Here is a 25,887-nt window from a genome sequence, read left to right as displayed (position 1 = left end):
GATATAATTAATAATTTTTTAACGCAGAGGATCAGAAGATGAACGAAAACTGGATTGCTCCATCCATCCTGTCAGCCAATTTCGCCAAACTGGGCGAAGATGTCGACAATGTTTTAAAAGCGGGCGCGGATATTGTGCATTTCGATGTGATGGACAACCATTTCGTACCTAACCTGACCATCGGGCCGTTGGTTTGCGAAGCGCTGAGAAAACACGGCGTAACCGCGCCGATTGACGTGCATTTGATGGTTGAGCCTGTCGACCGCATTATTCCCGACTTCGCCAAGGCCGGCGCCAGCATTATCACGTTCCACCCCGAAGCCTCCGTGCATATCGACCGCACCCTGCAATTGATTAAAGATTGCGGCTGCAAGGCCGGACTGGTATTCAACCCAGGTACGCCGCTGCATCATCTGGATTACGTGATGGATAAACTGGACATGATTTTGCTGATGTCTGTTAACCCCGGTTTCGGCGGCCAGTCATTCATCCCTTCAGCGCTGGATAAGTTGCGTCAAGTCAGAAAAAGAATCGACGACAGCGGCTTCGATATTCGCCTGGAAATCGACGGCGGCGTTAAAACCGACAACATCCGTGCGATTAAAGAAGCCGGTGCCGATACTTTCGTGGCAGGTTCGGCGATTTTCAGCCAGCCTGACTACAAAAAAGTGATCGATGACATGCGCGCTGAATTGGCTAAAGCAGGCTAAAGACCAACAATGCGCAGGGTGGATTGCCTAACGGCGAATCCACCCTGCGCATTCATTCTTTAATGTTAAAAATGGCTAACAAAAGAGCTACAAAAATGAAAACAACGCTTTATCCAATCGAAGAGCTACACAAGAAGCCATGCAATTTATTAACATTAAAACAAAAACTAAAGTTATTGCATTGGCGTTACAAGAGTTAATTAATAAAAATAAAGTTGCAGAACTAAAATTTTATAAAGGTAAGGTAAACCTCAATTTTGACCTTGATTCGCTTAGAAAGCGCAATACACATCCTGATGATAGTTCTGTATTTTAAAAGCGGCCTCACTTGCCGAACTCTATATAGCTGAATAACAAATGACTCCTGAACAATTCAATCACTATGCCCTTCAGGGCTACAACCGCATCCCGGTTTGCCGCGAAGTGCTGGCCGACTTGGATACGCCCTTGAGCGCCTACCTGAAACTGGCCGACGGCGCTTATTCCTATTTATTTGAATCGGTGCATGGCGGCGAGCAATGGGGCCGTTATTCGATTATCGGACTGCCCTGCAAGACCATCGTCAAAATCACCGGCAATCAAATCCGCCTGGAACAAAACGGCGAACTGCTGGAATCGATCACGCACGACAACCCGCTGATCTGGATCGAGCAGTTCAAGGAACGCTACAACGTTCCCGACATCGACACGCTGCCCCGTTTTAACGGCGGACTGGTCGGCTATTTCGGCTATGAAACCATCGGCTATATCGAACCGAAGCTGCGCAGCACCGGCAAGCCCGACCCGCTGGGCAATCCCGACATCCTGCTGATGGTGTCCGAAGAAATGCTGGTGTTCGACAACCTGTCCGGCAAAATGCTGCTGCTAACTCACGCCGATCCTGAACAAGACGATGCTTATAACCGAGCCGTTGCGCGGGTCGATGATTTGGCCGCCAAACTGCGCGAACTGCAAGCCAAGCCGGTAAAGAATCACACGCGCAACAAAGTCGAAGAGTCCGATTTCATCTCGGGCTTTACCCAGCAAGGCTTTGAAGATGCGGTACTGAAAGCCAAGGAATACATCACCGACGGCGACATCATGCAGGTGGTGCTGTCGCAACGCATGTCGATCCCTTACAGTGCTTCGCCGCTTAACTTATACCGGGCTTTGCGCTGTTTGAACCCTTCGCCGTACATGTTTTACCTGAACCTGGACGATTTCCATATCGTCGGTTCGTCGCCGGAAATTTTGGTCAGGCTGGAAGACAACATGGTCACGGTGCGCCCGATTGCCGGTACCCGCCGTCGCGGCGAAACGCCGGAGCAGGATCTTGAGCTGGAACAAGACCTGCTGGCCGACCCCAAGGAACTGGCCGAGCATTTAATGCTGATCGACCTGGGCCGCAACGATGTGGGCCGGGTCGCGGAAATCGGCACCGTGCAGTTGACCGACAAAATGATCGTCGAACGCTATTCGCATGTGATGCATATCGTCTCCAACGTCACCGGACAGTTGCAGCAGGGCGACAACGCGTTCGACGTGCTGGCCGCGACTTTCCCCGCCGGTACCGTCAGCGGCGCGCCGAAAATACGCGCAATGGAAATTATCGACGAGCTGGAACCGGTCAAGCGCGGCGTTTATGCCGGCGCAGTCGGCTACATAGCCTGGTCCGGCAACCTCGATACCGCCATTGCGATCAGAACCGCCGTGATCAAAAACAACATGTTACATATACAAGCCGGTGCCGGCATCGTTTACGATTCGGTGCCCAGAAACGAATGGGATGAGACCATGAATAAAGGCCGCGCAATTTTCCGCGCCGTGAGTATGGCCGAAGCGGGTTTGGAAGGGGAGCAGTCATGAGCGCCGTCAAAGTCGTCATGGTCGATAACTATGACTCATTCACCTACAACCTGGTGCAATATTTCGGCGAGTTAGGCGCCGATGTGACCGTGGTGCGTAACGATCAGGTGACCGTAGCAGACATCGAAAAGCTCGCGCCCGATAAACTGGTGATTTCCCCCGGCCCCTGCACGCCCAAAGAAGCGGGCATATCGGTTGAAGCCATTTTAAAACTTGCAGGCAAACTTCCTATTCTGGGCGTTTGTCTCGGGCATCAAAGCATCGGCTATGCATTCGGCGGCAATATCGTCCACGCCAAAAGCATCATGCACGGTAAAACCTCGCTTATTTTTCATAAGGATCAAGGCGTATTCAAAGGGCTTAACAACCCGTTTACCGCCACCCGTTATCATTCGTTGGTCATCGAACAGGCGACCCTGCCCGATTGCCTGGAAATAACCGCCTGGACGCAGGATGCGGCGGGCGAACTGGATGAAATCATGGGCGTAAGGCATAAAGAGCTGGATATTGAAGGCGTGCAATTTCATCCCGAGTCGATTCTGACCGAGCATGGGCATGATATGTTGAGGAATTTTTTGGAAAGGTGATACACCTACGCACCAACGTCATAGATACCGACACATAATTAAGACAATAACACATCAACTGAAAGCATAAAAACCACGAAGGATACGAAGAATAAACTTCGTGCCCTTCGTGTCTTCGCGGTTAATCAATCAGGAGTGCATCATGAGTCGTATCGTCTGGCTATTCTTAAGCGCCGTATTGTTTGTATCAGCCACTCAGGCGAAGCCGTTAACCCCTGAACAGGTACCGGAACCGCTCAAACCCTGGATAGCCTGGGTATTGCAGGACAGCCCTGAACCTCCCTGCCCTTTTATCTACAACAGCTATGAGCAAAAACGCTGTAGCTGGCCTACCCAAACACAGCTGGATTTAACGACCGGAAAAGGCGTTTTTTCGATGATCTGGACGGTGTACCGGGACAGCTGGATTAGCTTGCCGGGCGATAAAACACACTGGCCGCTTAATGTGACGGTTAACAACAAGACCGCGCTGGTCATGGATAAAGACGGCACCCCCTCGATAAAGCTGACTGCGGGCTTGCAGCACCAAATCAAGGGCGAATTCTTGTGGACCGGCATTCCTGATAACTTAAAGATCCCTGACGACACCGGGCTGATTGATCTGCGCATTAACGGCGCGACCATACCGACACCAACCATCAAAGACGGGCAGCTGTGGCTAAAGGAAAGCGAGATAGGTCTGAAGAAACCGGAAAACCTCCAGAACAACCTCGATATTCAGGTGTTTCGAAAAATCACCGATGACGTACCCGCCGAGGTTCTAACCCGTCTGGTGCTGGAAGTCTCCGGCGAGCAACGCGAGGTGAAATTGCCCCGACCTGTTCCAGACGGTTTTATCCCGCTGAGCTTACAAAGCCCATTGCCCGCCCGACTGGAACCCGACGGGCAGCTGTTGATCCAGCTGCGCCCCGGTCACTGGCAAATCGACATACTAGCCAGAAACAGTCAAGAACTGAATGCGCTGCCGCTCGCTCTCGTTCCCAAGCCGGAGCTTGGGAACGAGCAATTACAATGGCCGGAATCAGAAATCTGGTCATTCGATGCCCGCCCGCAACTGCGCGTCGTTGAAATCGAACAACTCAGCGCGATCGATCCCAGCATGACCAACTTGCCTGACGAATGGAAAAACCTCCCGGCCTATAAAATCAACCAGGGACAGGCTATGGGCTTTAAAACCATACGCCGCGGCGACCCGGAGCCTGAACCCAATCAACTTAATCTATCCAGAAAGCTATGGCTGGATTTCGACGGCGAAGGCTATACCGTCAATGACACGATTACCGGCAACATGACCCGCGGCTGGCGGCTGAATACCCTGCCGCAAACGCAATTGGGAAAAGTCACCTTAAACGGCGGCAACCAGTTTATTACCCAGGACAAATCCGGCAAGCAAGGCGTGGAAGTCAGAACCGGCTCGATAACGCTGGATGCCGACAGCCGTATCGTCGGCGCTGTCGGTTCCACCAGCGCCGTGGGTTGGGAGCAGGACTTTCACACCGTCCACGCCGAACTGAATCTGCCGCCGGGCTGGCGTTTGCTGGCGGCCGGCGGCGTCGATAATGTGCCCGACAGCTGGATTTCCCGTTGGACCTTGCTGGACCTGTTCCTGGTGTTAATCGCAGCGCTGGCGACAGCCAGGCTGTGGAATCCTTACTGGGGAGCCCTTAGCCTGATAACGCTGGTATTGATCTGGCATGAGCCGGGCTCACCTCATTTCGTCTGGCTGAATATTCTGGCCGCAACGGCATTGATCAAGGTCTTGCCGCAAGGCCGGTTTTTAAAATTCATGAGCTGGTATCGCACTGCTTTCTGGCTGGCGTTAATCATGACGAGCTTGCCTTTTATGGTGGAGCAGGTGCGCACCGGCCTTTATCCGCAACTGGAAAGACCCTGGCAATCGCTCAATATGCCCATCTTCCAAGATCGCGGTATTGTTGGAACAACCGTCGAAATGACCGCACCGGCCCCCGTCTCTGAAGCGCTCAGCGAGATGAAAGCAAAGGTGTTAAGAAAATCGATGCCGTCCGATTCATCCTATTATCCGGCCTCGCCGGTCGATTTTGACCGCATCGACCCTAAAGCCAAAGTGCAGACCGGCCCCGGCTTGCCGCAATGGCAATGGAACAAGGTGCGGCTATCCTGGAACGGTTCGGTCGATGCCGGGCAACAGCTGCATTTATGGTATTTAACTCCGACACTGACCATGCTGCTGAACTTCGTCCGCGTGATTCTGGTCGCGGTGCTGGCTTTGCTGATGTTCGGCGTTGCGGAAAAGCTCAGCTTTAAAAGCTTGCGATCTTCGACACCGTTGCTGCTGTGGTTCTTGCTGTTGCCTCTGCTGTCCATGCCGTCGCCCGAAGCGTATGCCGAGATTCCGGACAAAGCCGTACTGGAAGAACTCAGAAACAAACTGCTGGAAAAACCGGTGCCGCCGGACTGTATGTCAAGCTGCGCGCAAATTCCGCAGATGAAAGTAACCATCACCGACAAGGAACTGGCGATTTCGCTGCAAATTCACGCCCACCAGTCCGTGGCCGTTCCTTTACCCGCCGAATATGAACAATGGTTTCCCAACCAAATCCTGGTTGACGGCAAAACAGCGCCGGGGCTTTACCGCGATAACAAGGACTTGTGGATTAACCTCGGCGCAGGCGAGCATCAGGTTGTACTGAGCGGGACTGCACCTTTGTTAAGCAAATTTACCCTGCCCTTGCCGTTAAAACCGAACTGGGTCGGCATTCAAAATACCGGCTGGCAAGTCATCGGGCTACAGGAAAACGGCGAGGTTGACGATCAACTGCAATTTAGCCGGATAAACCGGGCCGAGCAGCAGAACGCAGCCGAACTGGAGCCGGGCGCGCTGCCGCCGTTTGTCAGGGTTGAGCGCACTTTGCAACTGGGCCTCGATTGGCGGGTTGTCACCCGGATCGTTCGCGTTTCCCCGGCAGACTCCGCCGTGGTCTTGGCCGTACCCTTGCTGCCGGGCGAGTCGGTAACCAGCGCCGGTATTCGGGTCAAGGACGGCAAAATCGAGGTGAATATCCCGGCCCAGCAAACCGAGCTGCAATGGGAAGCCACGCTGGAAAAATCGGAAAAAATCGATGTTGTCGCTACTCAAACCGAGCAATGGATAGAAGTGCTGAAAGCGGATATAAGCCCGATCTGGCATGTTGAAACATCCGGCATCGCGATGATCCATCTGAATGACGGCGGGCAATGGTTGCCTGAATGGCGCCCCTGGCCGGGCGAAAAAATCACCCTGCAAGTAACGAGGCCCGAAGCGGTCGAAGGACAGACCCTGACCATCGATAACAGCCGGTTAAGCATCAAACCGGGACAACGCAGCCGGGAAGCCGAACTAAACATCAGTTTAAGAAGCTCGCAAGGATCGCAGCATACCCTGATCCTGCCGGAACAAGCCGTATTGCAAAACGTCGCTATTGACGGGCAGAACCAACCGATCAGGCAAGATGGGCGAAAGCTTACCGTGCCGGTTAACCCCGGCAAACAGCAGGTCTCTGTCAGCTGGAAGGAAGCTGCCGGCATAAGCACCGTCATGACGACGCCGCAGGTAGACTTAGGCGCGGCCAGCGTCAACACAAACATCAATATAGGCCTGGGCCAAGACCGCTGGGTATTATTTGCGATGGGACCGAAGCTGGGGCCCGCGGTTTTATTTTGGGGCGTGCTGATTATTATTTTTATGTTGTCGCCGGGCCTCGGCAAAATCCCGCTGACGCCATTAAAAGCCCGGCAATGGTTTTTATTATTGGTGGGGCTTAGCCAGATTCCCCTTGGATCGACAGGCGTTGTTATTGCTTGGTTAATGCTGCTGGGCTGGCGTAAGACGCAACAGGCTTCCGGCTTGCGCTATTTTAACGCGCTGCAAGTTGTTATCGGCGGCTTAACCGTGGTATCGCTGGGCCTGCTGTTTTTAGCGGTCGAGCAGGGTTTGCTGGGTTCGCCCGATATGCAGATCACCGGCAACCAGTCCTCGGCGTTCAACCTAAACTGGTATCAGGATAGAAGCCTTGCGACTTTGCCGATAGCGACGCTGGTCTCGGTGCCGCTGATAGTCTATCGATTATTGATGCTGGCCTGGTCGCTCTGGCTGGCGGTGTCTTTGCTCAACTGGCTGAAATGGGGCTGGGAATGTTTTTCCAGCAACGGGCTTTGGCATAAAGCCGCAAAGAAAGAGAAAGCGGCAGCCGTCGAACAAGAAGACAAGTGGTTAACCGATAATCAGAAAGATAAATAATTAACCACGAAGACACGAAGCTCTTATTTTCGCTTTCCTTCGTGTCTTCGTGGTGCATTAATCAACCTGCTACATTTTTAGGCCCAATAAAACCGCCATGTCAACCTTCCACTTCCAGCAATTTTCCGTACTACAACAACACTCGGGCATGAAAATATGCACAGATGCCGTGTTGTTCGGCGCGATGGCCCCGGTCACTCCAGGCGACCAGGTGCTGGACATCGGCACCGGCACCGGGGTGCTTGCGCTGATCGCGGCCCAGCTGGGCGCGGCGAAAGTGACCGCCGTGGAATTGACCGAAGAAGCCTTTAAAGAGGCCGACATCAACTTCAACAACAGCCCGTGGGCAAAAAGCCTTGAAGCCGTGCACCAGGATATTCAACGCTTTTCCTTAACAGGCGGCCGCCAATACGACTTGATCATCAGCAACCCGCCGTTCTTTGAAAATCACAACAAAACTACCGAAGTCCTCAGAAACACCGCCCGGCACACCGATCAATTGCCCTTTGCCGATTTGATCGGCATAGCAGCAGGTTTATTAGCCCCACAGGGCTTGTTTTATCTGCTGATTCCCGCTCATGCGGTCGCCAAGTTTTCCGCCCAGGCCTTAGCCGCAGGGCTTTATTTGATCAATCAAACCGATTTTCGGGGCTATGCGCATAACCAAGCCAAAATATCCGCACTGACCTTCAGCCGCACAGCAGCTTCGATTACGGTAAAATTATTGACGATTTATGAATCCCACAACGTTTATAGCCGGGACAGTGAAGCTTATTTGGCGGATTTTCTGTTGCGGTTTACCAATGGCCGGCAGCCAAACCTGGAAAATAAGTCAGCATAGAAATAGCGGATCGCCCCGTGGAAACGAAAGCATTTCCCAATAGCCAACGTTTATCCGGCTATAAAGACCGTTTTGAAAAGAGGCTATATCCTTACACGATTGGAAACCAATCGTTAATCAGTTTATGATTACATATCAGGATGGAATGCCTGATTTTCTTAACGGCGGTTTACACGGAACATTTCACTCTTCATATCCGATACTTTTTGAAGGTGAGGTTTCCACGTTGATGACTGTAAACATAATTACAATTAAACGCAGTATCTAAACGAAATTAAGGATCTTATGGAAGAACTATTCATCGGCTGGCTAAAGGAATACGGTTACGCTATTTTGTTCCTCTGGAGCATACTGGAAGGAGAAATGGGGCTGATCATGGGGGGAATCATGTCTCATACCGGGGACATGCAATACTTTGTGACGATTTTTGTGGCGGGACTCGGGGGATTCACTGGAGATCAAATCTATTTTTACATTGGCCGCTTTAATAAGGGGCTTATACAGCGCAAACTGCATAGCCAGCGGCGCAAGTTTGCGATTGCGCATTTGCTTTTAAGAAAATACGGTTGGCCCATCATTTTTATGCAGCGCTATATGTACGGTCTGCGCACCGTCATCCCGATGTCGATTGGCATTACCAAGTATTCGGCAAGAAAATTCGCATTGATAAACCTTCTCAGCGCATGGGTGTGGTCCGCTATTACGGTAACGCCGGCTTATTTCTACGGGGAGGAAATATTGAACTTATTGGCCTATGCTAAAGAGCATTGGTATTTTGCGCTGCCGATAGCAGGGGGATTTCTTTATGCAATTCATGCCTATTTCCAAAAACTGGAACGTCATATCTTGCAAAAGCGGAATAACCGTTTTTCGAACGCCGAGACACAGGCGTTGGCCGACATACAAAAGATATAGCGAACGTCGGGCATGCTTTTGATGCCCGACATTTCAATGGGAGCTAGCCGCCCGTAATCCGGGCAATGAAACAGATATTGCCCGGCCACATTTGGAGTGGTTTTTGAATGTTGACCCGGTTAGTTGACAACGCGATGTCCGCGGTTTCTCATACAGTTGGAATAAGCCCTTTTATATTCAGATTCCGCATCAATACCTTGTTTAGCGCCGCCACCGATACCGCCTGCCGCCGCGCCTATCGCTGCTCCTGTTCCGGGACTCCCGGTTATAGCGCCTATAGCCGCGCCGCCGGCCGCGCCGATTAAACCGCCCACGCCTGCGCCGATAGCCGCTTCCTTTGCAGTTCCGCCTGACGCATGGCTTGCAAGGTCTTTACATTCAGCCATGTCCTGACTGATTCGGCCGGCATTAGGATCGTTATAGGTATCGACGGTTGGCGTCCATCCGGTTTGACTGGCGCAAGCCGAAAGTAAAAGGCCGCCTGCAAAAACGAAACTGGTTGTTAGTTTTTTCATATTGATTACCTCTGGTGGAGTTGTTTTTTTTCAGGATAGCTAATTGTTCATGAATAAAATATGAACGCATCGGCACTATTGTACTTAATAAATTAATTAGCGCTTTATATATGTTTTCAGTATGGCGCGAGTCAATACTTTCAATCAATAAGTAATATCACTAACCGGTAAAGTCCAAGCTGTTTTTTTAGGGCTACAAATCCCTTAAAACCTGAAGTGGCGGCTTGTTAACCACATTTCTTACGCCCCAGCAGCCCGCCAAGCCCACAAACAAAGCGCCAGTTAACGGCGCTATGCCCCATAAATAGAAATTAGCACGGTACTCCATATGCATGACTTGGGTGTACAAAGCGTAGAGCATGGCCTCCGAGATGATGACAGCCAACAGGCCGGAAATCAATCCGAGCAGACTAAACTCGATGATGTGGGTTTTCCGTAGAAACGTGCGGTTGGCGCCCAGCGTCCGCATTAACGCCCCCTCATAAATACGGCTGTCCAAGCTTGCATATACGGCGGCGAACAATACGGTAAATCCGGCCATCAACGCAAAGTACAGCAGATAGTTTATCGCTTGGGTCAATTGCGCCAGAATGGTTTGAAATTGGCGCAAGATTAAATCGACTTCCAGAACGGTGGTGCTGGGATATTTTTTGACCAGCGCGTTTAAAACATCCTTTTTGGCTTCCGGCAAATAAAAGCTGGTGATAAACGTGCTGGGGAACGCGTCCAGCGTACCGGGCGAGAAGATCATGTAAAAATTCGGCTTCATCGTATCCCAGCGCAGCTCCCGGATGCTGGAAACCGCCGCTTCAAATTGCTCGCTGCCGACGGTAAACGTCAAGCGGTCGCCCAATTTTATTTTCAGGCTCTTGGCTAATTTCTGCTCGACCGAGACTTGTCCGGTTTGCGCATCCGCCCACCAGCTTCCGGCAGTGATGTTGTTTTCCTCCGGCAGCTCTTTGCTCCAAGTCAGGCTTAATTCCCGATGGGTGGCGTTTTCACCTTGCGAGTCCTTGCTGACGATTTGTTGCACCGGCGTGTTGTTGATCGCTACTAGACGGCCTCTGACTACCGGGTAAAACCGGCTGCCGTCGATTTGTTGCTGTTGCAGGTCTTGTTGAAAGCCTTGTTGCTGATCGGGAAAAATATTCAGCGCGAAATGATTCGGCGCATTAGCGGGCAACTGTTTTTGCCAATCCTCGATCAAATCGGTACGCACAATAAAACTGAGCACCATCGCCGTCAACGTAAGACTGAAAGCCAGTATTTGGCCGACGCTGCTCCCACTGTTTTTTAACAAGCCCTGTAAACCGAAACGCCAAACCAAGCCAAGATGCGGCAACAGCCTCCGGCTAAACCGCAGCAGGGCAAAAATAAGCACACCGAGCAGCAGCAACGCACCTAGGCCTACGCCGATAATGGTCACGGTCATTTTCAGGTCATCGGTATAGCGCCAGATCAATACGCCGATAATACCGGTTGCCAAGCCGTAAATCAGCCATGCGCTGCTGGGCAAAGGTTCCAGCTCGCGGCGCAATACCCGTAACGGCGAAACTTTTTTAAGACGCAATAGCGGCGGCAGCGCAAAACCCAGCAAAACAGCCATGCCGATAATAAAGCCGAAAAAAACCGCCAACAAACCGGGGCTGGCGACCTGCTGCGGCAATAGCGATCTTAATAAATGAAACAGCGCCTGCTGCGTAAACCAGCCCAACAGACAGCCTATCGCGCTGGCTACCAACCCCAAAACGACAAACTGGCTGCCGTAAAGCCGGAGTATTTCGTTCTGCTTGCAGCCCAGACAGCGCAAGATGGCCGTGGCGTTAAAATGCCGTTCGATATAGCGGCGGGTCGCCATCGCTATCGCCACGCCGGAAATCAAGATGACGACAATGCTGGACAAGCCCAGATAACGTTCAGCGCGTTCCAGCGCCGAACCCAGCTCCGGGCGGTCGTCATGAATGTCCATGATGCGCTGGGACGGATTCAACTGCGGTTTGATCCAGCGATTAAATTCGGTTAACGCCTTACTGTCGCCGCTGAACTGGAAGAAATAATGCACATGGCTGCCCGGCTGCAAAACGCCGGTTGCCTGTAAATCGTCCGCATTAATCATCACGCGCGGGGAAAAGCTGTACAAATCGCCGCGTTTGTCCGGTTCGTAGGTAATAATATTGCTGACGATGAGCTTAAGCTCGCCCACCGTTAACATGTCGCCGAGATTAAGTTTAAGCGCCGACAGGACGCGTTTTTCAACCCAGGCGGTTCCGGGTTTTGGCCCGGTGTGTTCGACGGACTCAACCGGCCCCTCACCGATAGTTTTTAAAAAACCGCGCAACGGATAAGCGGAACTGACCGCCTTAATTCCAGACAGCAACAGCTCGTCATGCTCAATCAACACGCTGGAAAACTCCAGCGTTTGCGCTTGAGCGAGATTGAGTTGCGCCGCCTTGGACAGCCATTCGGCAGGAATCGTGCTCGGGCTTGCAATCACCAGATCGGCCGCCAGAAATTCCGCCGCCTGCGTGGTCATCGTGCGTTGCAGGCGGTCTGCAAACAGCGATACCGCAGTTGAACTGGTAACTGCAATGATCAAAGCCAGCCCCAGTATCGTCAACTCGCCGGAACGGCTGTCGCGCCATAACAGCCGTAATGCCAAATTAAAACGTGTCATAAGTGTGCCTATAAAATTTATGCTTGGAATTCACCACGAAGACACGAAGAACACGAAGGTTTAAAAAGCTTTTAGTCAGGTTATTAGCCTTTCGATAGCCATCGAGATACTTGGCTGTAGTCATTAAGACGCGCCTGGCAACTTCGTGTTCTTCGTGTTTTCGTGGTGAAGCTATATAAAAATGCGCCCTGAATCCAATTTAATAATGCGTTGACAGCGAGCAGCCAGGGCTTGGTCATGCGTCACCAGGATCAACGTGGTGTGATTTTCCTGATTAAGCTCGAACAGCAAATCGATAATATGCGCGCCGGTTTTGCTGTCCAGATTGCCGGTCGGCTCGTCGGCAAACAAAATAGCGGGCTTGGTCACAAAAGCCCTAGCCAGGGCCACGCGCTGTTGCTCGCCGCCGGAAAGTTTCTGGGGCGTATGCGATAAACGATGCGACAGGCCGACCCTGCCCAATAATGCGGCAGCTAAGGCTTTGGCGTTTCTGTCGCCGCTTAATTCCAGAGGCAGCATCACGTTTTCCAGCGCGGTTAATCCTTGCAGCAATTGAAAGGACTGGAACACAAAACCTATCAGTTCGTTGCGCATCGCCGCCCTACCGTCTTCGTCCATCGCGGTTAATAATTTCCCGTTCAGGCTGATGGTTCCCGAGGTCGGCATATCCAACCCGGCCAGCAGGCTGATTAAGGTTGATTTGCCCGAACCGGACGCGCCGACGATCGCAACACTCTCACCGGATTTGATTATCAAATCTATGGATGACAAGATATGCAATAATCCATCGGACGTAGTAACCGATTTACCCAGGTTTTCCGTTACGATAACGTCAGAATCCTGTTGGGAGCCGTTGTTCAATGATTGAGTTTGCATAATGACCCGTTTTTTATTTGCCGTGATAATTTCGTTGATGTCGATGACCGCTACGGCCAAGTCCATTGTTGTATTGGGCGATAGTATCAGTGCCGGTTACGGAATTGAAGTCTCGCAAGGCTGGGTGGCGTTATTGCAGCAAAAACTGGATCAACAAGGCACAGGCCATATCATCCATAATGAAAGCATCAGCGGCGACACCACCGCCGGCGGCTTGGCGCGGATAGACGCCGCCCTGACCTTGCACAAGCCGGCCGTCGTCATTGTTGAACTGGGCGCCAATGACGGCTTGCGCGGTTTGCCGCCGACTCTGATAAAAAATAATCTTGCCGGAATTATCCAGCTCGCCCGGCAAAACGGCGCGAAGGTGCTGTTGCTGAGCATGAAAATTCCGCCCAATTACGGCAAACGTTATATCGATTTGTTCTACACTATTTACCCGCAATTAGCTACGGAACTGGGCATCCCGTATGTGCCTTTTATTATGGAAGATGTCGCCCTGACCCAGGATATGATGCAACAAGACGGCCTGCATCCGAATGCCAAAGGGCAACCGGTCATTGCAGATAAAGTATGGCCGCAGCTGCTGCCTCTATTAAAATAATAAAACTTCAACAAGAAGAGAACCGCAAATGAAAACATTAACACTTGAAAAAGCCAACATCATCATCAATACCGCAACCAACAAAGCCCGCAAATTACACATGGCGCCGATTACCGTGGTGGTTTTGGACGAGGCCGGACATTTAAAGGCCATGCAGCGGGAGGATGGCGCAACCGTCATCAGACAGCAGATTGCGACCGCAAAAGCCTGGGGCGCGGTCAGCATGGGCATCTCATCGCGCAGTCTGGCCAGCGTGGCGGAAGAAAGACCGGGCTTCATGAACGCACTGATAAACATAGCGGATGGACAAATCATGCCGGTTCCGGGCGGCGTCTTGATTCGCGATACCAAAAATCATGTGATCGGCGCAGTCGGCATCAGCGGCGACAGTTCCGACCAGGACGAGCGTTGCGCGATTGCAGGCATCGAAGCGGTGGGATTTATTGCAGGGATTTGAGTTCCTGAATATCCAAAACTTATCTCCCGCTCTAAGCCGGGATAACTAACCAAGCTGTCTGAAGATTTAACAAAAGAACGGAAAACCTATGTGCTGGAGCGGGGAAGCGTCAACTGTATTAGCGACTATCGGATTATCGAGCACCGCTTATTTTTATTATAAAAAAGAACCGGCCCCGCTTTGCTACGCCTTGGGCTTCTTTTCGTTAATGGAAGCCTTGCAGGCCTATACCTATACGGTGATTGACGATTGCGCCAATCCCGGCAATCAGGTGGCAACCTTGTTGGGCTATATCCATATCGCGTTCCAGCCGTTTTTTGTCAACGCGGTGTCGATGTATTTCATTCCCGAAAAAGTCAGGGATAAGATTTCCGCATCGGTTTATTTTATCTGCCTGGTGACCACGGTCTGCCTGTTGATACGATTGTATCCGTTCGAATGGGCGCCGTTCTGTTACGAGGTTAAAACCCGGTTTATCCTGTATGCCGAGTCGTTCAACGTGCCTTTTTGCGGCAGGCGGATCTGCTCTACGTCCGGCGACTGGCATATCGCCTGGGAAATCCCGGCGACGGCCAATCTGGTGCTGTTCAATATGTATGTTGTCGCGGCATTTGTGATGCCTATCTTCTACGGCTCCTGGAAAATGACCGCCTACCACATTGCTACCGGACCGCTGCTGGCTTGGATGACCACCAGCAATCCCAACGAATGGGCGGCGGTCTGGTGTTTGTATTCGATTGGGTTATTACTGCTGCTGGTCAAGACGCCGATACGCAATTATCTGCATGTACGCAGCTGGTTTTGGTGGAAGTATCTGAAAGCCTGAAAAGCTCTATCAGAGTAATTCTTAAAAGATTATCACCACGAAGACACGAAGAATTAAAACTTCGTGTCCTTCGTGTCTCGGCAACTGCTCCTGCGTTGCTCTACCTCCTGTATCCCTACAGTCGTTCGTGGTGAATAAAAAAACTTTTATTCACCTGTGGGTAATGAGAAGTTACATATTCGATAACAATAAAGCTTAGTCCCGCGCCGGTCTTCGATCCGTACCACCGATTCCGGCTGCCAAGCCGGTACCGGGAAGGATGAGGAGATAAACAAGCTGCCGGGGCGCATTTCACGCCTGACTTTTTCGCCCAGTTCAGCCATGACCGCCGGGGAAAGAAACGCAAACACCACATCGTAACGGGCAAGATTGCAGTCCCAGAAGCTGGCGCGTTTTACAGCCGCATTCGGCAGCTTGCGGCAACGCCAGACGGTGATAAGCCAAGGTAGCGGCGCGCGTTCCCAGGCATCGACCTTCACTGCCGGCTGCTGCGCCAGCGGCGCCGCCACCGAGCCGACTCCCGCGCCAAGGTCGGCGAATACACCGGCATGTTCCCGTTCGACAATCGCCGCCACCGCATCCGCTACGGCGTTTGAGGACAAAAACAGCGGCACATCGCCCTTGACCGTGCCCCAGAATACCAGCGCCAGCAGCAGCACGGCCGACAGATACAGCCAGGAAGGCAGCTGCAAGGCGAGCATCGCGATTGCGATGGGCAGAAACAACAAGTGAATCGGGAACCACCAGTACGGCTGGCGTAAAACGACAGACCACAAGGCAGCTGTCGCGCCTTGTGCCAGCACCAACCGCCAGACGCCGTGAAACAGCGCCGGCGACATCCAGGCCAGAATCATCGTAAGCGCCAGACCCAGCGCCTGCGCGGCCAGCGCTTTGGGTAATGTTGTCAGGCTTCTTGCCCGCGGTTACTTTTTCGGGGAATCCGGTTTGGTCGCAGGAACATCGGGCACCGGCACAGGAACCGGGGCGGAAGCCGGAGCCAAGATTTTGGACACAGCGTCTTTAGCGGCCTGTTCCTCCAGGGCTTTTTGCCGGTTGCCTTCGCCAAACAGCGTAGCGGAAACCATAAACAGCACGGTCGATATAACCAGGACTAAAAACCTGTCCGGTTTTTTCAAAAAGAATAAAGGCCATTTAGGCTTAATCATTCCGACAACAAAAAAAAGCAGGGTCCAGATCCCTGTATGAAAAGCGGCGGTTATCAGCATTATAATTACCCGTTAACTTACATTTAGATAGATTTATATTATTATTAGTCGGGCGGTCGCGAGTCCATGCATGCAATGCAACACTGCCCGGCGGTATTTTAACGGTTTTACTTTAATTGTTGGCATTGCTTTTTTTCAATCGGTTGAAGTCCGGCACATCCCGTGTCAAAAAATCAGGGGGTTTTATGGGTGGTTTTGTTTTAGCATTTTTGGTTTTCGCTGTCTTGATGGTATTTATGAGCGTCAAGTCGGTTCCCCAGGGCATGGAATACACCGTCGAGCGCTTCGGCAAATATACCCGCACACTGACGCCCGGCTTGGACTTTATCTGGCCTATTTTTGAGCGCATCGGCAACAAGATGATCATGATGGAACAGGTGATGGACGTGCCGTCCCAGGAAGTGATCACCAAGGATAACGCGATGGTGACTGTGGACGGGGTGGTTTTTTACCAGGTCATGGACGCCGCCAAGGCCGCTTATGAAGTCAGCCAGCTGGGCTGGGCCATCCTGAATCTGGTGATGACCAATATCCGTACCGTGATGGGATCGATGGATCTGGACGAGTTGTTGTCGCGCCGTGACGACATCAATGCACGGCTGCTGTCCGTGGTAGACGATGCAACCACACCGTGGGGCATCAAAGTCACCCGTATCGAAATAAAGGACATCGCCCCGCCCAAGGATTTGGTCGAAGCCATGGGCAGGCAAATGAAAGCCGAGCGCTTGAAACGCGCCTCGATTCTTGAAGCGGAAGGCTTAAGGCAGTCCGAGATTTTACGCGCGGAAGGCGCGCAACAGGCGGCCATCCTGGAAGCCGAAGGCCGCAAAGAAGCCTCCTACCGCGATGCCGACGCCCGCGAACGGCTGGCCCAAGCGGAAGCCAAAGCGACATTAATGGTGTCGGAAGCCATCGCCAAAGGCGACGTCCAGGCCATTAACTATTTTGTCGCGCAAAAATACATCGAGGCGTTAAAAGACATAGGCTCCGCCAACAACAGCAAACTGGTTTTTATGCCGCTGGACTCATCAAGCGTGATTGGCGCCATCGGCGGCATTAGCGAACTGGCGAAAGAAACCATGTCCAATAGCGCTAAAAAGAGCTGACATGGATCAATTAACAATTGTTTTCTGGAACTGGTGGGTACTGGCGCTCGGGCTGTTAGTCATAGAGCTGCTGGTCCCCGGCTTTTTCTTCCTGTGGATGGCGGCATCCGGCTTTGTCACCGGCTGCCTGCTGTTGCTGATACCTGTGATCGGCACGGACTTGCAGGTATTGATTTTTTCCGTCCTGTCGATTGCCGCGATCGCTGTCTGGAAGCTTTACGGCAAAAAACATCCGATAGCGACAGACCACCCCTTGCTGAACAAACGCGGCGCTCAATACATCGGCCGAGTCTTCAGCCTGTACAAACCGATAGAAAACGGCGAGGGAACAATAAAAGTCGATGATTCGATCTGGAAAGTTCATGGCGAAGATTGCGATATATCCACCAAGGTAAAAGTCGTCGCGATTCGCGGCACGGTGTTTGACGTGGAAAAGGCTAAATAACGGTAAAGACGCGGTTGCGCCGGTTTGTTTACGATTACGCCGGCCCAAACCGCCTCAAGTAAACCGCTAAAATCCACTGCTCCCCTCCCCTGTTTCTACGCGCCACGTCCAACGCAAAATCAATCCTCCTGCCTCGTCTATTTTGACGATCCCGGCCTTATAACGCCGATAAAAGCAATTTTCTGTGCCGTGACAATGAAATGAGACAAAGAATAAGACGGGACGATTGCAAATAAGCTTCCACTGTATGCGTTACGCTGGAATAACGCTTAGGAACGTGCATGAAATAACTTGAGCAAGTTTTATTTTTCATTTTTTAACCATGAAGGACATGAAAGGTTTAAGTCTTCATGTCCTTCATGGTAATTGCCTAAATTAATTTATGCACGGTCCTTAGCTGAAACCGCTGAATTCAAGGACCCGGTAGCGGAAAGTGAAACGGATAATATCTTCTAATTAGATACAAACATCTAATATTGTCGTTTTATTAAATATAAAATTCTCTTTAAACTTCCCGCCAACGTAATCGATACATTTCAACTTCGATAGTGAGTATTTCATGGCGCTTAAATTAGAAAAAACATATAGAGATCCGCGAACAACTGAAATCGCAAACCAGATTGCCGCCATTTTACAAGAGATTAAGTTCGGTTCGATTGAAATTACCATTCACGAAAACAAGGTTGTACAAATCGAGCGTAGGGAGAAACTACGCTTTGACAATAAAAAATAATTTTCTATTTCTACCGTAAAAAACGGCGAAAGCATTACCACATCATAAATACAAACCGACCGGATCACCGGAAGTTACTGTACCCAACAGAGATTTTAGGTGAACATCATGAAGCGTAAACTCGTAAATACCGCGTCGGTAGCCGGTGCCTTGGGCCTGTTGCTGACATGGCCCGGCTTGGCGAATGCCGAGGATTATTACCGTAAGACTAAAGGCTATCGCGTCGAACCGGACACCGATCCGCCGGCTTATGTGCGAAATCTGAGCAAGACCCAATTCAAGCAGTTCCGTGATGTGGATTGGCTGGATGTGGGCCTGGACTTCCGCACCCGCTACGAGTACCGGGAAAACGATTACCGGCGCAGAAACGATTCCACAACCGGCGCTACGTTATCCACTTATCGCAACGATCCCGACAATCTATGGCTGTTGAGAACCCGTGGCTATGTCGGCGTAAAAGACATTCTCGACCCCTTGCGCTTTGCGGTCGAGTTTGAAGACGCCCGCAGTTACAACGGTTTGTATGAAAAGACCGATTCCGATGTCAACGAGTTTGAAATAATTCAGGGCTATGCCGAGTTATACTTTGACAATGCGCTCGGCCATAACCGGCCGTTAAGCATCCGCGCCGGCCGCCAGGCTTTGGAATTGCTGGATCGACGTCTGGTGGGCAGCAACCAGTTCCGCAACACCACCAATAACTTCGAGGGTTTCCGTGTCCGATTCGGCAAGAAACAAAACAACTGGGATCTGGACACCTTCGCATTCCAACCGGTTCAGCGTTTGAAATACGACTTCGACCAACCCGATGAAGATACCTGGTTTTACGGCGGCGTGCTGAGTATCCGGCAATGGTCGGATTACATCACCATCCAGCCCTACTTTATGGGGCGCAAGGTCAATGGCGATCCTTATAATAGGATTGTTGCCGACCGCAAGAACAGTATGGATATTTTTGCACCGGGCTTACGGGTTTACGGCTTGTTCGGCGACAGCGGCTTCGATTTCGATGCCGACATCAACAAACAGTTCGGCCGGTTTGGCTATACCAGAACGGGCGTGGCCAAGGAGCTGGAGCTTCAGCACGATGCACTGGCTTACTCTTTGGAAACGGGTTACACCTTTGACCATGACTGGAAACCGAGAGTCAGCGCCTATTACGGTTTCGGTACCGGCGACAAGGATCCCAATAGAAATGCTTCAAGCGGCTCGAACGAAAAATTCGATGCATTTTACGGCTTCAACCAGCCGTGGTCGCGCAACGACTATTTCTCCTGGGATAACGTGCATGCGCCCAAAGCCCGCCTGGAGTTCACCCCGCACAAAGATGTCCGCCTCGACGCCGGTTATGGCGCGTTCTGGCTGGAAAGCGAAACCGAGGCCTGGAACCGGGCTAACCTGAGGGATACAACGGGCCGAAGCGGCAGTTTCCTGGGCCATGAGCTCGACTTCCGCATGCGCCACAAACTCAATCCGTATGTCGACTGGAGCTTAAGTTACGCCCGTTTCGAACCAGGCAGCTTTACCAGGGCGCAGGCCGCACCGAGCGGTCCTTTCACCACTGAGGCCAGCAACTTCTTCTACTTTGAAGTCAGCTTGAATGCATTTGGCGATGGCAAGCCCAAATTATAACGAGGTCGGCGCCGAACAACTTGATTCCGTTCATGCTTCGACAGGCGTCTCTCCTGAGCGCAATCGAAACACTCAGCACTAACGGAATCAATGCCTTAGCGTTCACCCTGAGTCTGCCGAAGGGCTCAATCAGCGCTTCTCCCTCGTCCTACCGGGTTTTCCGGCCTTGTCCTCCTTTGCTCCGGCAGATGAAGGATGAGGCAAATCCGATAATGCACGACAAGACCGCTGAGTATTCTGCCCCAGGCTTATTATCTAATTTTTAGATGTATGCATCTAAATATATCGTTTTTGTTGCCAACCTAATTTGATTACCATGCTTTCCATGCGGATCGTTATGACGCTTAAATTAAAACGATGCGGCAAAGCAAATAAAACAGCTTCCATTAAGGAGAAACCATGAAACTCACCAAACCATTAAAACATCTGCTGTTCGCGCTAACCCTGCTTTCAAGCGGTACGGCCTTGGCTGAAAGAACCATTCTCAATGTGTCATACGACCCGACCAGAGAGCTGTATCAGGACTACAACAAAGAATTTATTAAATACTGGAAAGAAAAAACCGGAGAAGACGTCGGTGTACAACAATCGCACGGTGGTGGCGGCAAGCAGACACGGGCGGTAATCGACGGCCTGGAAGCGGACGTAGTCACTTTGGCGTTGTCGCACGATATCGACCAAATTGCCGAGCGGGCTGGAGTGATTCCTAAAGATTGGCAAACCCGCCTGCCCAATAACAGCTTGCCTTATACCTCCACCATTGTATTTTTGGTCCACAAAGGCAATCCCAAAGGTATTAAAAACTGGGATGACTTGGCCAAAGACGGCGTCTCGGTGATCACGCCCAATCCTAAAACATCGGGCGGCGCGCGTTATAACTATCTGGCTGCCTGGGCGTTTGGAGAAAAAAAATTCGGCGGCAAGGAAGCCGCCAAGGACTTCGTAAAGAAAATTTACAAGAATGCGCCGGTTTTGGATTCCGGCGCGCGCGGCTCCACCACAACCTTTATTCAACGCGGTATCGGCGATGTGCTGATCACTTGGGAAAACGAAGCGTTTTTGGCGGTTAACGAACAGGGCGCCGGTGAATTCGAAATCGTGGTGCCGCCGGTCAGTATCAAGACGGAAACCCCGGTCGCCGTGGTCGAGAAGGTCGCCAAAAAGAACGGCAACCTGGATTTGGCCGAAGGTTATCTGCAATACCTGTATTCGCCGATTGGGCAAAAACTGGCGGCAAAGCATTTTTACCGCCCTTACCAACCCGAACACGCCAATCCTGAAGACTTAAAACGCTTTCCGAAATTGGAGCTGTTTACCGTCAGCGAGAAGTTCGGCAGCTGGGCGCAAGTGCAAAAAGAGCATTTCGATGACGGCGGCCTTTTCGATCAAATCTACAAACCATAAGTTGTCCTTCCTGTGGGAGCGAGCGCCTCGTTCACTCCCGCTTTTTTACGTTAAAAACACATGAAACAGCTGAGAAATATAACACCTCTGTTTTAATGTAACCGGAAATTACTGACATGCCGCAAAGTAACATCATGCCGGGATTTCGCCCGGCCATAGGATTTACCCTGTTCTATCTGGCTCTGATCGTGCTGATTCCGCTCAGCGCGATGCTGTTGAAAACGTTACAGCTTAGCCTGAACGAATACTGGGCGATACTGACCAATGAGCGTGTACAGGCTTCTTTCAGGCTAAGCTTTGGCGCGGCGTTAATTGCCGCCGCCGCGGCTGCGATATTCGGCTTTATCATCGCCTGGTCGCTGGTACGCTACTCATTTCCCGGCAAACGCCTGTTTGACGCCCTGATCGACCTGCCGTTCGCCTTGCCGACCGCCGTAGCCGGCATCGTGCTGGCGGCGATCTACGAACCTCGCGGCTGGATCGGCAAGCTGGTCATGGACAGTCTCGGGATCCAAATTGCCTACAAACCGCTGGGCATTGTCTTTGCCTTGATCTTTATCGGCTTACCGTTTGTGGTGCGCACCATCGAGCCGGTGCTGCAGGAACTGGATACCGCAATGGAAGAAGCCGCCGCCAGTCTCGGCGCTACCCGGCGGCAAACATTTGTCAAGGTCATCTTGCCTAATATCCTGCCCGCTACGATTACCGGTTTTGCGCTGGCTTTTGCGCGAGGCATCGGCGAATACGGGTCGGTCATTTTCATTGCCGGCAATATGCCGTATATCTCGGAGATTGTGCCGCTGTTGATTATCACCAAACTGGAACAATACGATTACGCTGGGGCAACCGCAATTGGCTTGACCATGCTGATCCTGTCGTTTGTACTGCTGTTACTTATTAACGGGCTGCAATGGTGGGTACGCCGCCGTTCAGGACAACTGTGAGGAATTCGTGATGAGCGCCGTTTCCGCAAACTCCTTCATTACTTCAAAAAAACTCACGCTATCCGATCCCAACTGGGTTCGATATGTCTTGATCGGACTCACCCTCGGTATTATCGGTTTGTTTTTGCTTTTGCCGCTGTTAACCGTGTTGGTTGAGGCTTTTGCCAAAGGCTGGACGGCCTACAGCTCCAGCCTGACCCACCCCGATGCGCTGGCTGCGATGAGACTGACGCTGTTCATTGCATTGATCACCGTGCCGCTGACCACCGTGTTCGGCGTTTCCGCCGCCTGGGCGATAGCCCGGTTTGACTTTCGCGGTAAAAGCCTGCTGATTACCCTGATCGATCTGCCGTTTTCGGTATCGCCGGTGATTGCCGGTTTGATTTATGTGCTGATTTTCGGCGCGCAAGGATGGCTGGGCCCCTGGTTTTCCGAACATGACATCAAGATCATCTTCGCCGTGCCGGGGATTGTTCTGGCGACCCTGTTCGTGACTTTCCCGTTCGTTGCCAGGGAGCTGATTCCGCTGATGCAGGAAATTGGCCATGAAGAAGAGGAAGCCGCGCTGTCGCTCGGCGCCAGCGGCTGGCAAACCTTTTTCAGAGTCACCTTGCCGAATGTCAAATGGGGCCTGCTGAACGGCGTGCTGCTGTGTAACGCCAGGGCGATGGGCGAATTCGGCGCCGTCTCGGTGGTGTCCGGCCATATCCGCGGACTGACCAACACGCTGCCGCTGCATGTCGAGGTCAGTTACAACGAATACGACTTTGTCGGTTCCTTCGCCGGCGCTTCGCTATTGGCGGCCCTGGCCGTGGTAACGCTGGTGTTTAAGACCGTCCTTGAGTGGAAGCAAAATCAAGATAAAAAACTAAAGGCTAAAGGCTGAGTGGGACAGGAAATATTTTCGCCCTTCATCTTTCCCCTGAATTTAAAATATTTAGAGAAATCCCATGAGTATTAGCGTAAACCATATCAGTAAACATTTCGGCTCGTTCTCCGCGCTGGACAATATCAGCCTCGACATTCCCGAAGGCGAATTAGTCGCTTTGCTGGGGCCGTCCGGCTGCGGAAAAACCACGTTGCTGCGCATCATTGCCGGTCTTGAGCAAGCAGACCAAGGCGATGTGTTCTTGAAAGGCGATAAGGTCACCGATAAACCGGTCAAGAATCGCCAAATCGGTTTTGTATTTCAGCACTATGCGCTGTTCCGGCACATGACCGTATTCGAGAACGTGGCGTTCGGCTTAAGAGTCAAGCCTCGCAGCGAGCGGCCGGGCGAAGCGATTATCCACAAGAAGGTGCATGATTTATTGGGCCTGGTGCAACTGGACTGGCTGCACGACCGTTATCCCGATCAACTGTCCGGCGGACAGCGCCAGCGTATCGCGCTGGCTCGCGCGCTGGCTGTTGAGCCTTCGGTATTATTGTTGGATGAGCCGTTCGGCGCGCTGGATGCCGGCGTGCGCAAGGACTTGCGGCAATGGCTGCGCAACCTGCATCATGACCTGAATGTCACCAGTATTTTTGTCACCCATGACCAGGAAGAAGCCATGGAAGTCGCCAGCCAGGTTGTGGTGCTCAACCACGGGCGCATCGAACAGCAAGGCGCGCCCGGCGACATTTACGATCATCCGGCCAATGCTTTCGTGTCCCGCTTTATCGGCCAAACCAATGTTTTTAACCTGGAAGAACACGACTCCGATTGGTTGCAGGCAGCGGGATTACCGACAGCACAACACTATGGCAAGATTGCTCACGTCCGCCCTCATGATATTGTTATTGAAAAATCGAGAGCCGACAGCGACGCCTTTGTAACGCTGAAAGACTGGCAACACCTGGGCGCCCTGATCCGCATCGAGTTGGTCAAGAACGGCTCGGCTGCAAGCGTTTATGCGGAAATGCCCAATGATCAGTTCAGGCGTCTGCATCTGAACAAAGGCGACAAGGTTGACCTGCGGATACGCCATGCGCATTGGTTTCATTAATAGAGACCGTCAGGTTGCGCGCCGGGTACTTGAAACTAAGGATCGTGCATAAATTAATTTAGGCAATTACCATGAAGAGCATGAAGGACATGAAGACTTAAACCTTTCATGCCACTTCATGACCTTCATGGTTAAAACATGAAAAATAAAACTTGCTCAAGTTATTTCATGCACGTTCCTAAGTAGGGCGCGGGGACAAAAGCCGCACCCGAATTTTTTATAGTGTTATCCGCGGGCATCTGTTTAAATCCGCGTCATCCATGTGCAATCATTAGATAGGACATCTTTAATAAATGAATTTAAGCCAAATTGAATTACTTCGCGTTCTTCAAGAAAATGATTTCAGCCTTTCAAAAGCGGCGGAAAAAATGCACATCGTGCAATCGGCGGTCAGCCGGCAATTGCAGCTTTTCGAGGCCGAGCTGGGGTCCCCGATCTACGAACGGCAAGGCAAGAAACTGATAGGCTTGACCTCCCTGGGCCAACGCATCATGGCAGAAGTCGCGACCATTAACATGGCCAAGAACAATATCCAGACCATAGCGGCCGACTATATCGACAGCAACCAGGGTGTGCTGCATATTGCGACCACGCACACCCAGGCCAAGTATTTTTTACCCAGCCCTATCCTGCGTTTTAGGGAAAAATATCCGGGCGTCAGGATTTATATGATCGAAGCGTCGCCCGAACAACTGATTAATAAACTGCACACCCGGAAAGCCGATATTGCGATCTGCACCGAGAAGGTCGACGAAGATGCCGATTTGGTCGTCAAACCCTGCTATGAATGGCATCATGCGGTCGTGGTGCCAAAAAATCATCCGCTGAGCGAGGGTGACATTTCTCTTAAACGGCTCGCCTCTTATCCGATACTCACCTACAGCTTCGGTTTTACCGGCCGCTCAAATATCGAGACCGCCTTTAAAAACACCGACATGGAGCTGGACATTATTCTGGCCGCCGCCGATACCGACGTGATCAAGACTTATGTCCGCCTGGGCATGGGCGTCGGCATTATCGCCGGCATGGCCTATGATCCGGCGATGGATCATGATCTGGTGGCGCGGGATTTATCGCATCTTATTCCCAGCTCAAGAACCAAGATCGCCTATTTAAAAAACAACTACCTGCCTTTATATACGCAGCACTTCATCGACGAGCTGCTGGTTGCGGCTAAAGAGCTCGGTGTCGCTGGGAGAGAGATTTAATATAGTCTGCGGGATTCGTATATGCGCTGGAGACGGTAAAAGCATTATTCACCACGAACGACTGCATGGATGCAGGAGCAATTACCGAGACACGAA

Annotated in this window: 24 protein-coding genes; 19 read left to right on the top strand and 5 right to left on the bottom strand. The window is 51.7% G+C overall.

Translation table 11 applies throughout. The annotated features are described in order from the left end of the window. Positions 1-38 precede the first annotated feature (38 nt). The 7 genes from rpe (at position 39) to B0F88_RS14105 (ending at position 9,156) form a co-directional block, all read left to right on the top strand. Positions 39-710 (top strand): ribulose-phosphate 3-epimerase, encoded by a 672-nt coding sequence (rpe, locus tag B0F88_RS14135; RefSeq protein WP_104424572.1) that lies wholly within the window; start codon positions 39-41, stop codon positions 708-710. A 139-nt stretch (positions 711-849) separates the two neighbouring features. Continuing rightward, positions 850-1,026, top strand: coding sequence for a type II toxin-antitoxin system VapB family antitoxin (locus B0F88_RS14130; RefSeq protein WP_181049911.1), 177 nt, complete (start codon positions 850-852; stop codon positions 1,024-1,026). A gap of 41 nt (positions 1,027-1,067) precedes the next feature. After that, complete coding sequence (trpE, locus tag B0F88_RS14125) at positions 1,068-2,555, top strand: anthranilate synthase component I (RefSeq protein ID WP_104424571.1); 1,488 nt, start codon at positions 1,068-1,070, stop codon at positions 2,553-2,555. Beyond that, the gene (locus tag B0F88_RS14120; RefSeq protein ID WP_104424570.1) at positions 2,552-3,142 is read left to right on the top strand and encodes an anthranilate synthase component II; all 591 of its coding nucleotides are present in this window, start codon (positions 2,552-2,554) and stop codon (positions 3,140-3,142) included. The genes trpE and B0F88_RS14120 overlap by 4 nt, the downstream gene beginning before the upstream one ends. A gap of 142 nt (positions 3,143-3,284) precedes the next feature. Next, complete coding sequence (locus B0F88_RS14115; RefSeq protein ID WP_104424569.1) at positions 3,285-7,400, top strand: hypothetical protein; 4,116 nt, start codon at positions 3,285-3,287, stop codon at positions 7,398-7,400. A gap of 148 nt (positions 7,401-7,548) precedes the next feature. Further along, entirely contained in the window at positions 7,549-8,241 is a 693-nt protein-coding gene (locus tag B0F88_RS14110; RefSeq protein WP_258076675.1) for a tRNA1(Val) (adenine(37)-N6)-methyltransferase, read from the top strand. A 285-nt stretch (positions 8,242-8,526) separates the two neighbouring features. Beyond that, positions 8,527-9,156 (top strand): DedA family protein, encoded by a 630-nt coding sequence (locus B0F88_RS14105; RefSeq protein ID WP_104424567.1) that lies wholly within the window; start codon positions 8,527-8,529, stop codon positions 9,154-9,156. Positions 9,157-9,275: 119 nt separating this feature from the next. Here B0F88_RS14105 and B0F88_RS14100 read toward each other — a convergent pair whose 3' ends face one another. The 3 genes from B0F88_RS14100 to B0F88_RS14090 form a co-directional block, all read right to left on the bottom strand. Then, positions 9,276-9,671: a glycine zipper family protein gene (locus tag B0F88_RS14100; RefSeq protein WP_104424566.1), complete on the bottom strand. Its 396-nt coding sequence runs from the start codon at positions 9,669-9,671 to the stop codon at positions 9,276-9,278. 193 nt (positions 9,672-9,864) lie between these two features. After that, entirely contained in the window at positions 9,865-12,345 is a 2,481-nt protein-coding gene (locus B0F88_RS14095) for an ABC transporter permease (RefSeq protein ID WP_104424565.1), read from the bottom strand. A 171-nt stretch (positions 12,346-12,516) separates the two neighbouring features. Continuing rightward, a complete protein-coding gene (locus B0F88_RS14090) occupies positions 12,517-13,221 on the bottom strand; it encodes an ABC transporter ATP-binding protein (RefSeq protein WP_104424564.1) in 705 nt (234 codons plus the stop codon). Position 13,222: 1 nt separating this feature from the next. On the opposite strand from B0F88_RS14090, the gene B0F88_RS14085 reads away from it, so the two are divergent. From B0F88_RS14085 to B0F88_RS14075, 3 genes are all read left to right on the top strand, one after another. Continuing rightward, positions 13,223-13,825, top strand: a complete 603-nt coding sequence (locus tag B0F88_RS14085) for an arylesterase (protein WP_104424563.1) — start codon at positions 13,223-13,225, stop codon at positions 13,823-13,825. 28 nt (positions 13,826-13,853) lie between these two features. Beyond that, positions 13,854-14,282 (top strand): GlcG/HbpS family heme-binding protein, encoded by a 429-nt coding sequence (locus tag B0F88_RS14080; RefSeq protein ID WP_104424562.1) that lies wholly within the window; start codon positions 13,854-13,856, stop codon positions 14,280-14,282. Positions 14,283-14,370: 88 nt separating this feature from the next. Then, positions 14,371-15,108: a DUF5765 domain-containing protein gene (locus B0F88_RS14075; protein ID WP_104424561.1), complete on the top strand. Its 738-nt coding sequence runs from the start codon at positions 14,371-14,373 to the stop codon at positions 15,106-15,108. A 146-nt stretch (positions 15,109-15,254) separates the two neighbouring features. Here the strand turns inward: B0F88_RS14075 and B0F88_RS14070 are convergent, their stop codons facing one another. Both B0F88_RS14070 and B0F88_RS14065 read right to left on the bottom strand, forming a co-directional pair. Then, complete coding sequence (locus tag B0F88_RS14070) at positions 15,255-15,962, bottom strand: hypothetical protein (RefSeq protein WP_258076674.1); 708 nt, start codon at positions 15,960-15,962, stop codon at positions 15,255-15,257. 69 nt (positions 15,963-16,031) lie between these two features. Continuing rightward, a complete protein-coding gene (locus B0F88_RS14065; RefSeq protein ID WP_258076673.1) occupies positions 16,032-16,274 on the bottom strand; it encodes a hypothetical protein in 243 nt (80 codons plus the stop codon). Between the two features lie 245 nt (positions 16,275-16,519). Here B0F88_RS14065 and B0F88_RS14060 point away from each other — a divergent pair, with 245 nt between their 5' ends. From B0F88_RS14060 to B0F88_RS14020, 9 genes are all read left to right on the top strand, one after another. Continuing rightward, complete coding sequence (locus B0F88_RS14060) at positions 16,520-17,440, top strand: SPFH domain-containing protein (protein ID WP_104424600.1); 921 nt, start codon at positions 16,520-16,522, stop codon at positions 17,438-17,440. Position 17,441: 1 nt separating this feature from the next. After that, positions 17,442-17,885: an NfeD family protein gene (locus B0F88_RS14055; protein ID WP_104424558.1), complete on the top strand. Its 444-nt coding sequence runs from the start codon at positions 17,442-17,444 to the stop codon at positions 17,883-17,885. Positions 17,886-18,444: 559 nt separating this feature from the next. Further along, positions 18,445-18,618, top strand: a complete 174-nt coding sequence (locus B0F88_RS14050) for a YezD family protein (protein ID WP_104424557.1) — start codon at positions 18,445-18,447, stop codon at positions 18,616-18,618. Between the two features lie 108 nt (positions 18,619-18,726). Next, a complete protein-coding gene (locus B0F88_RS14045; protein WP_104424556.1) occupies positions 18,727-20,250 on the top strand; it encodes an alginate export family protein in 1,524 nt (507 codons plus the stop codon). A gap of 399 nt (positions 20,251-20,649) precedes the next feature. Next, positions 20,650-21,654 carry a sulfate ABC transporter substrate-binding protein gene (locus tag B0F88_RS14040; protein ID WP_104424555.1) on the top strand — a complete coding sequence of 335 codons (1,005 nt, stop codon included), beginning with the start codon at positions 20,650-20,652 and terminating at the stop codon, positions 21,652-21,654. 116 nt (positions 21,655-21,770) lie between these two features. Continuing rightward, on the top strand, positions 21,771-22,598 hold the full coding sequence (gene cysT, locus B0F88_RS14035; RefSeq protein ID WP_104424554.1) for a sulfate ABC transporter permease subunit CysT: 828 nt from the start codon (positions 21,771-21,773) through the stop codon (positions 22,596-22,598). A 10-nt stretch (positions 22,599-22,608) separates the two neighbouring features. Next, positions 22,609-23,484: a sulfate ABC transporter permease subunit CysW gene (gene cysW / locus B0F88_RS14030; protein WP_104424553.1), complete on the top strand. Its 876-nt coding sequence runs from the start codon at positions 22,609-22,611 to the stop codon at positions 23,482-23,484. Between the two features lie 64 nt (positions 23,485-23,548). Beyond that, entirely contained in the window at positions 23,549-24,583 is a 1,035-nt protein-coding gene (locus B0F88_RS14025; RefSeq protein WP_104424552.1) for a sulfate/molybdate ABC transporter ATP-binding protein, read from the top strand. A 293-nt stretch (positions 24,584-24,876) separates the two neighbouring features. Continuing rightward, positions 24,877-25,791, top strand: a complete 915-nt coding sequence (locus tag B0F88_RS14020) for a LysR substrate-binding domain-containing protein (RefSeq protein ID WP_104424551.1) — start codon at positions 24,877-24,879, stop codon at positions 25,789-25,791. Positions 25,792-25,887: the final 96 nt, after the last annotated feature.

Origin of the sequence: Methylobacter tundripaludum (assembly GCF_002934365.1) — a bacterium.
Taxonomy (GTDB): domain Bacteria; phylum Pseudomonadota; class Gammaproteobacteria; order Methylococcales; family Methylomonadaceae; genus Methylobacter_A; species Methylobacter_A tundripaludum_A.
Note: the sequence above shows the minus strand (reverse complement) of the source record. Positions and strands in the feature narration are given on the sequence as shown.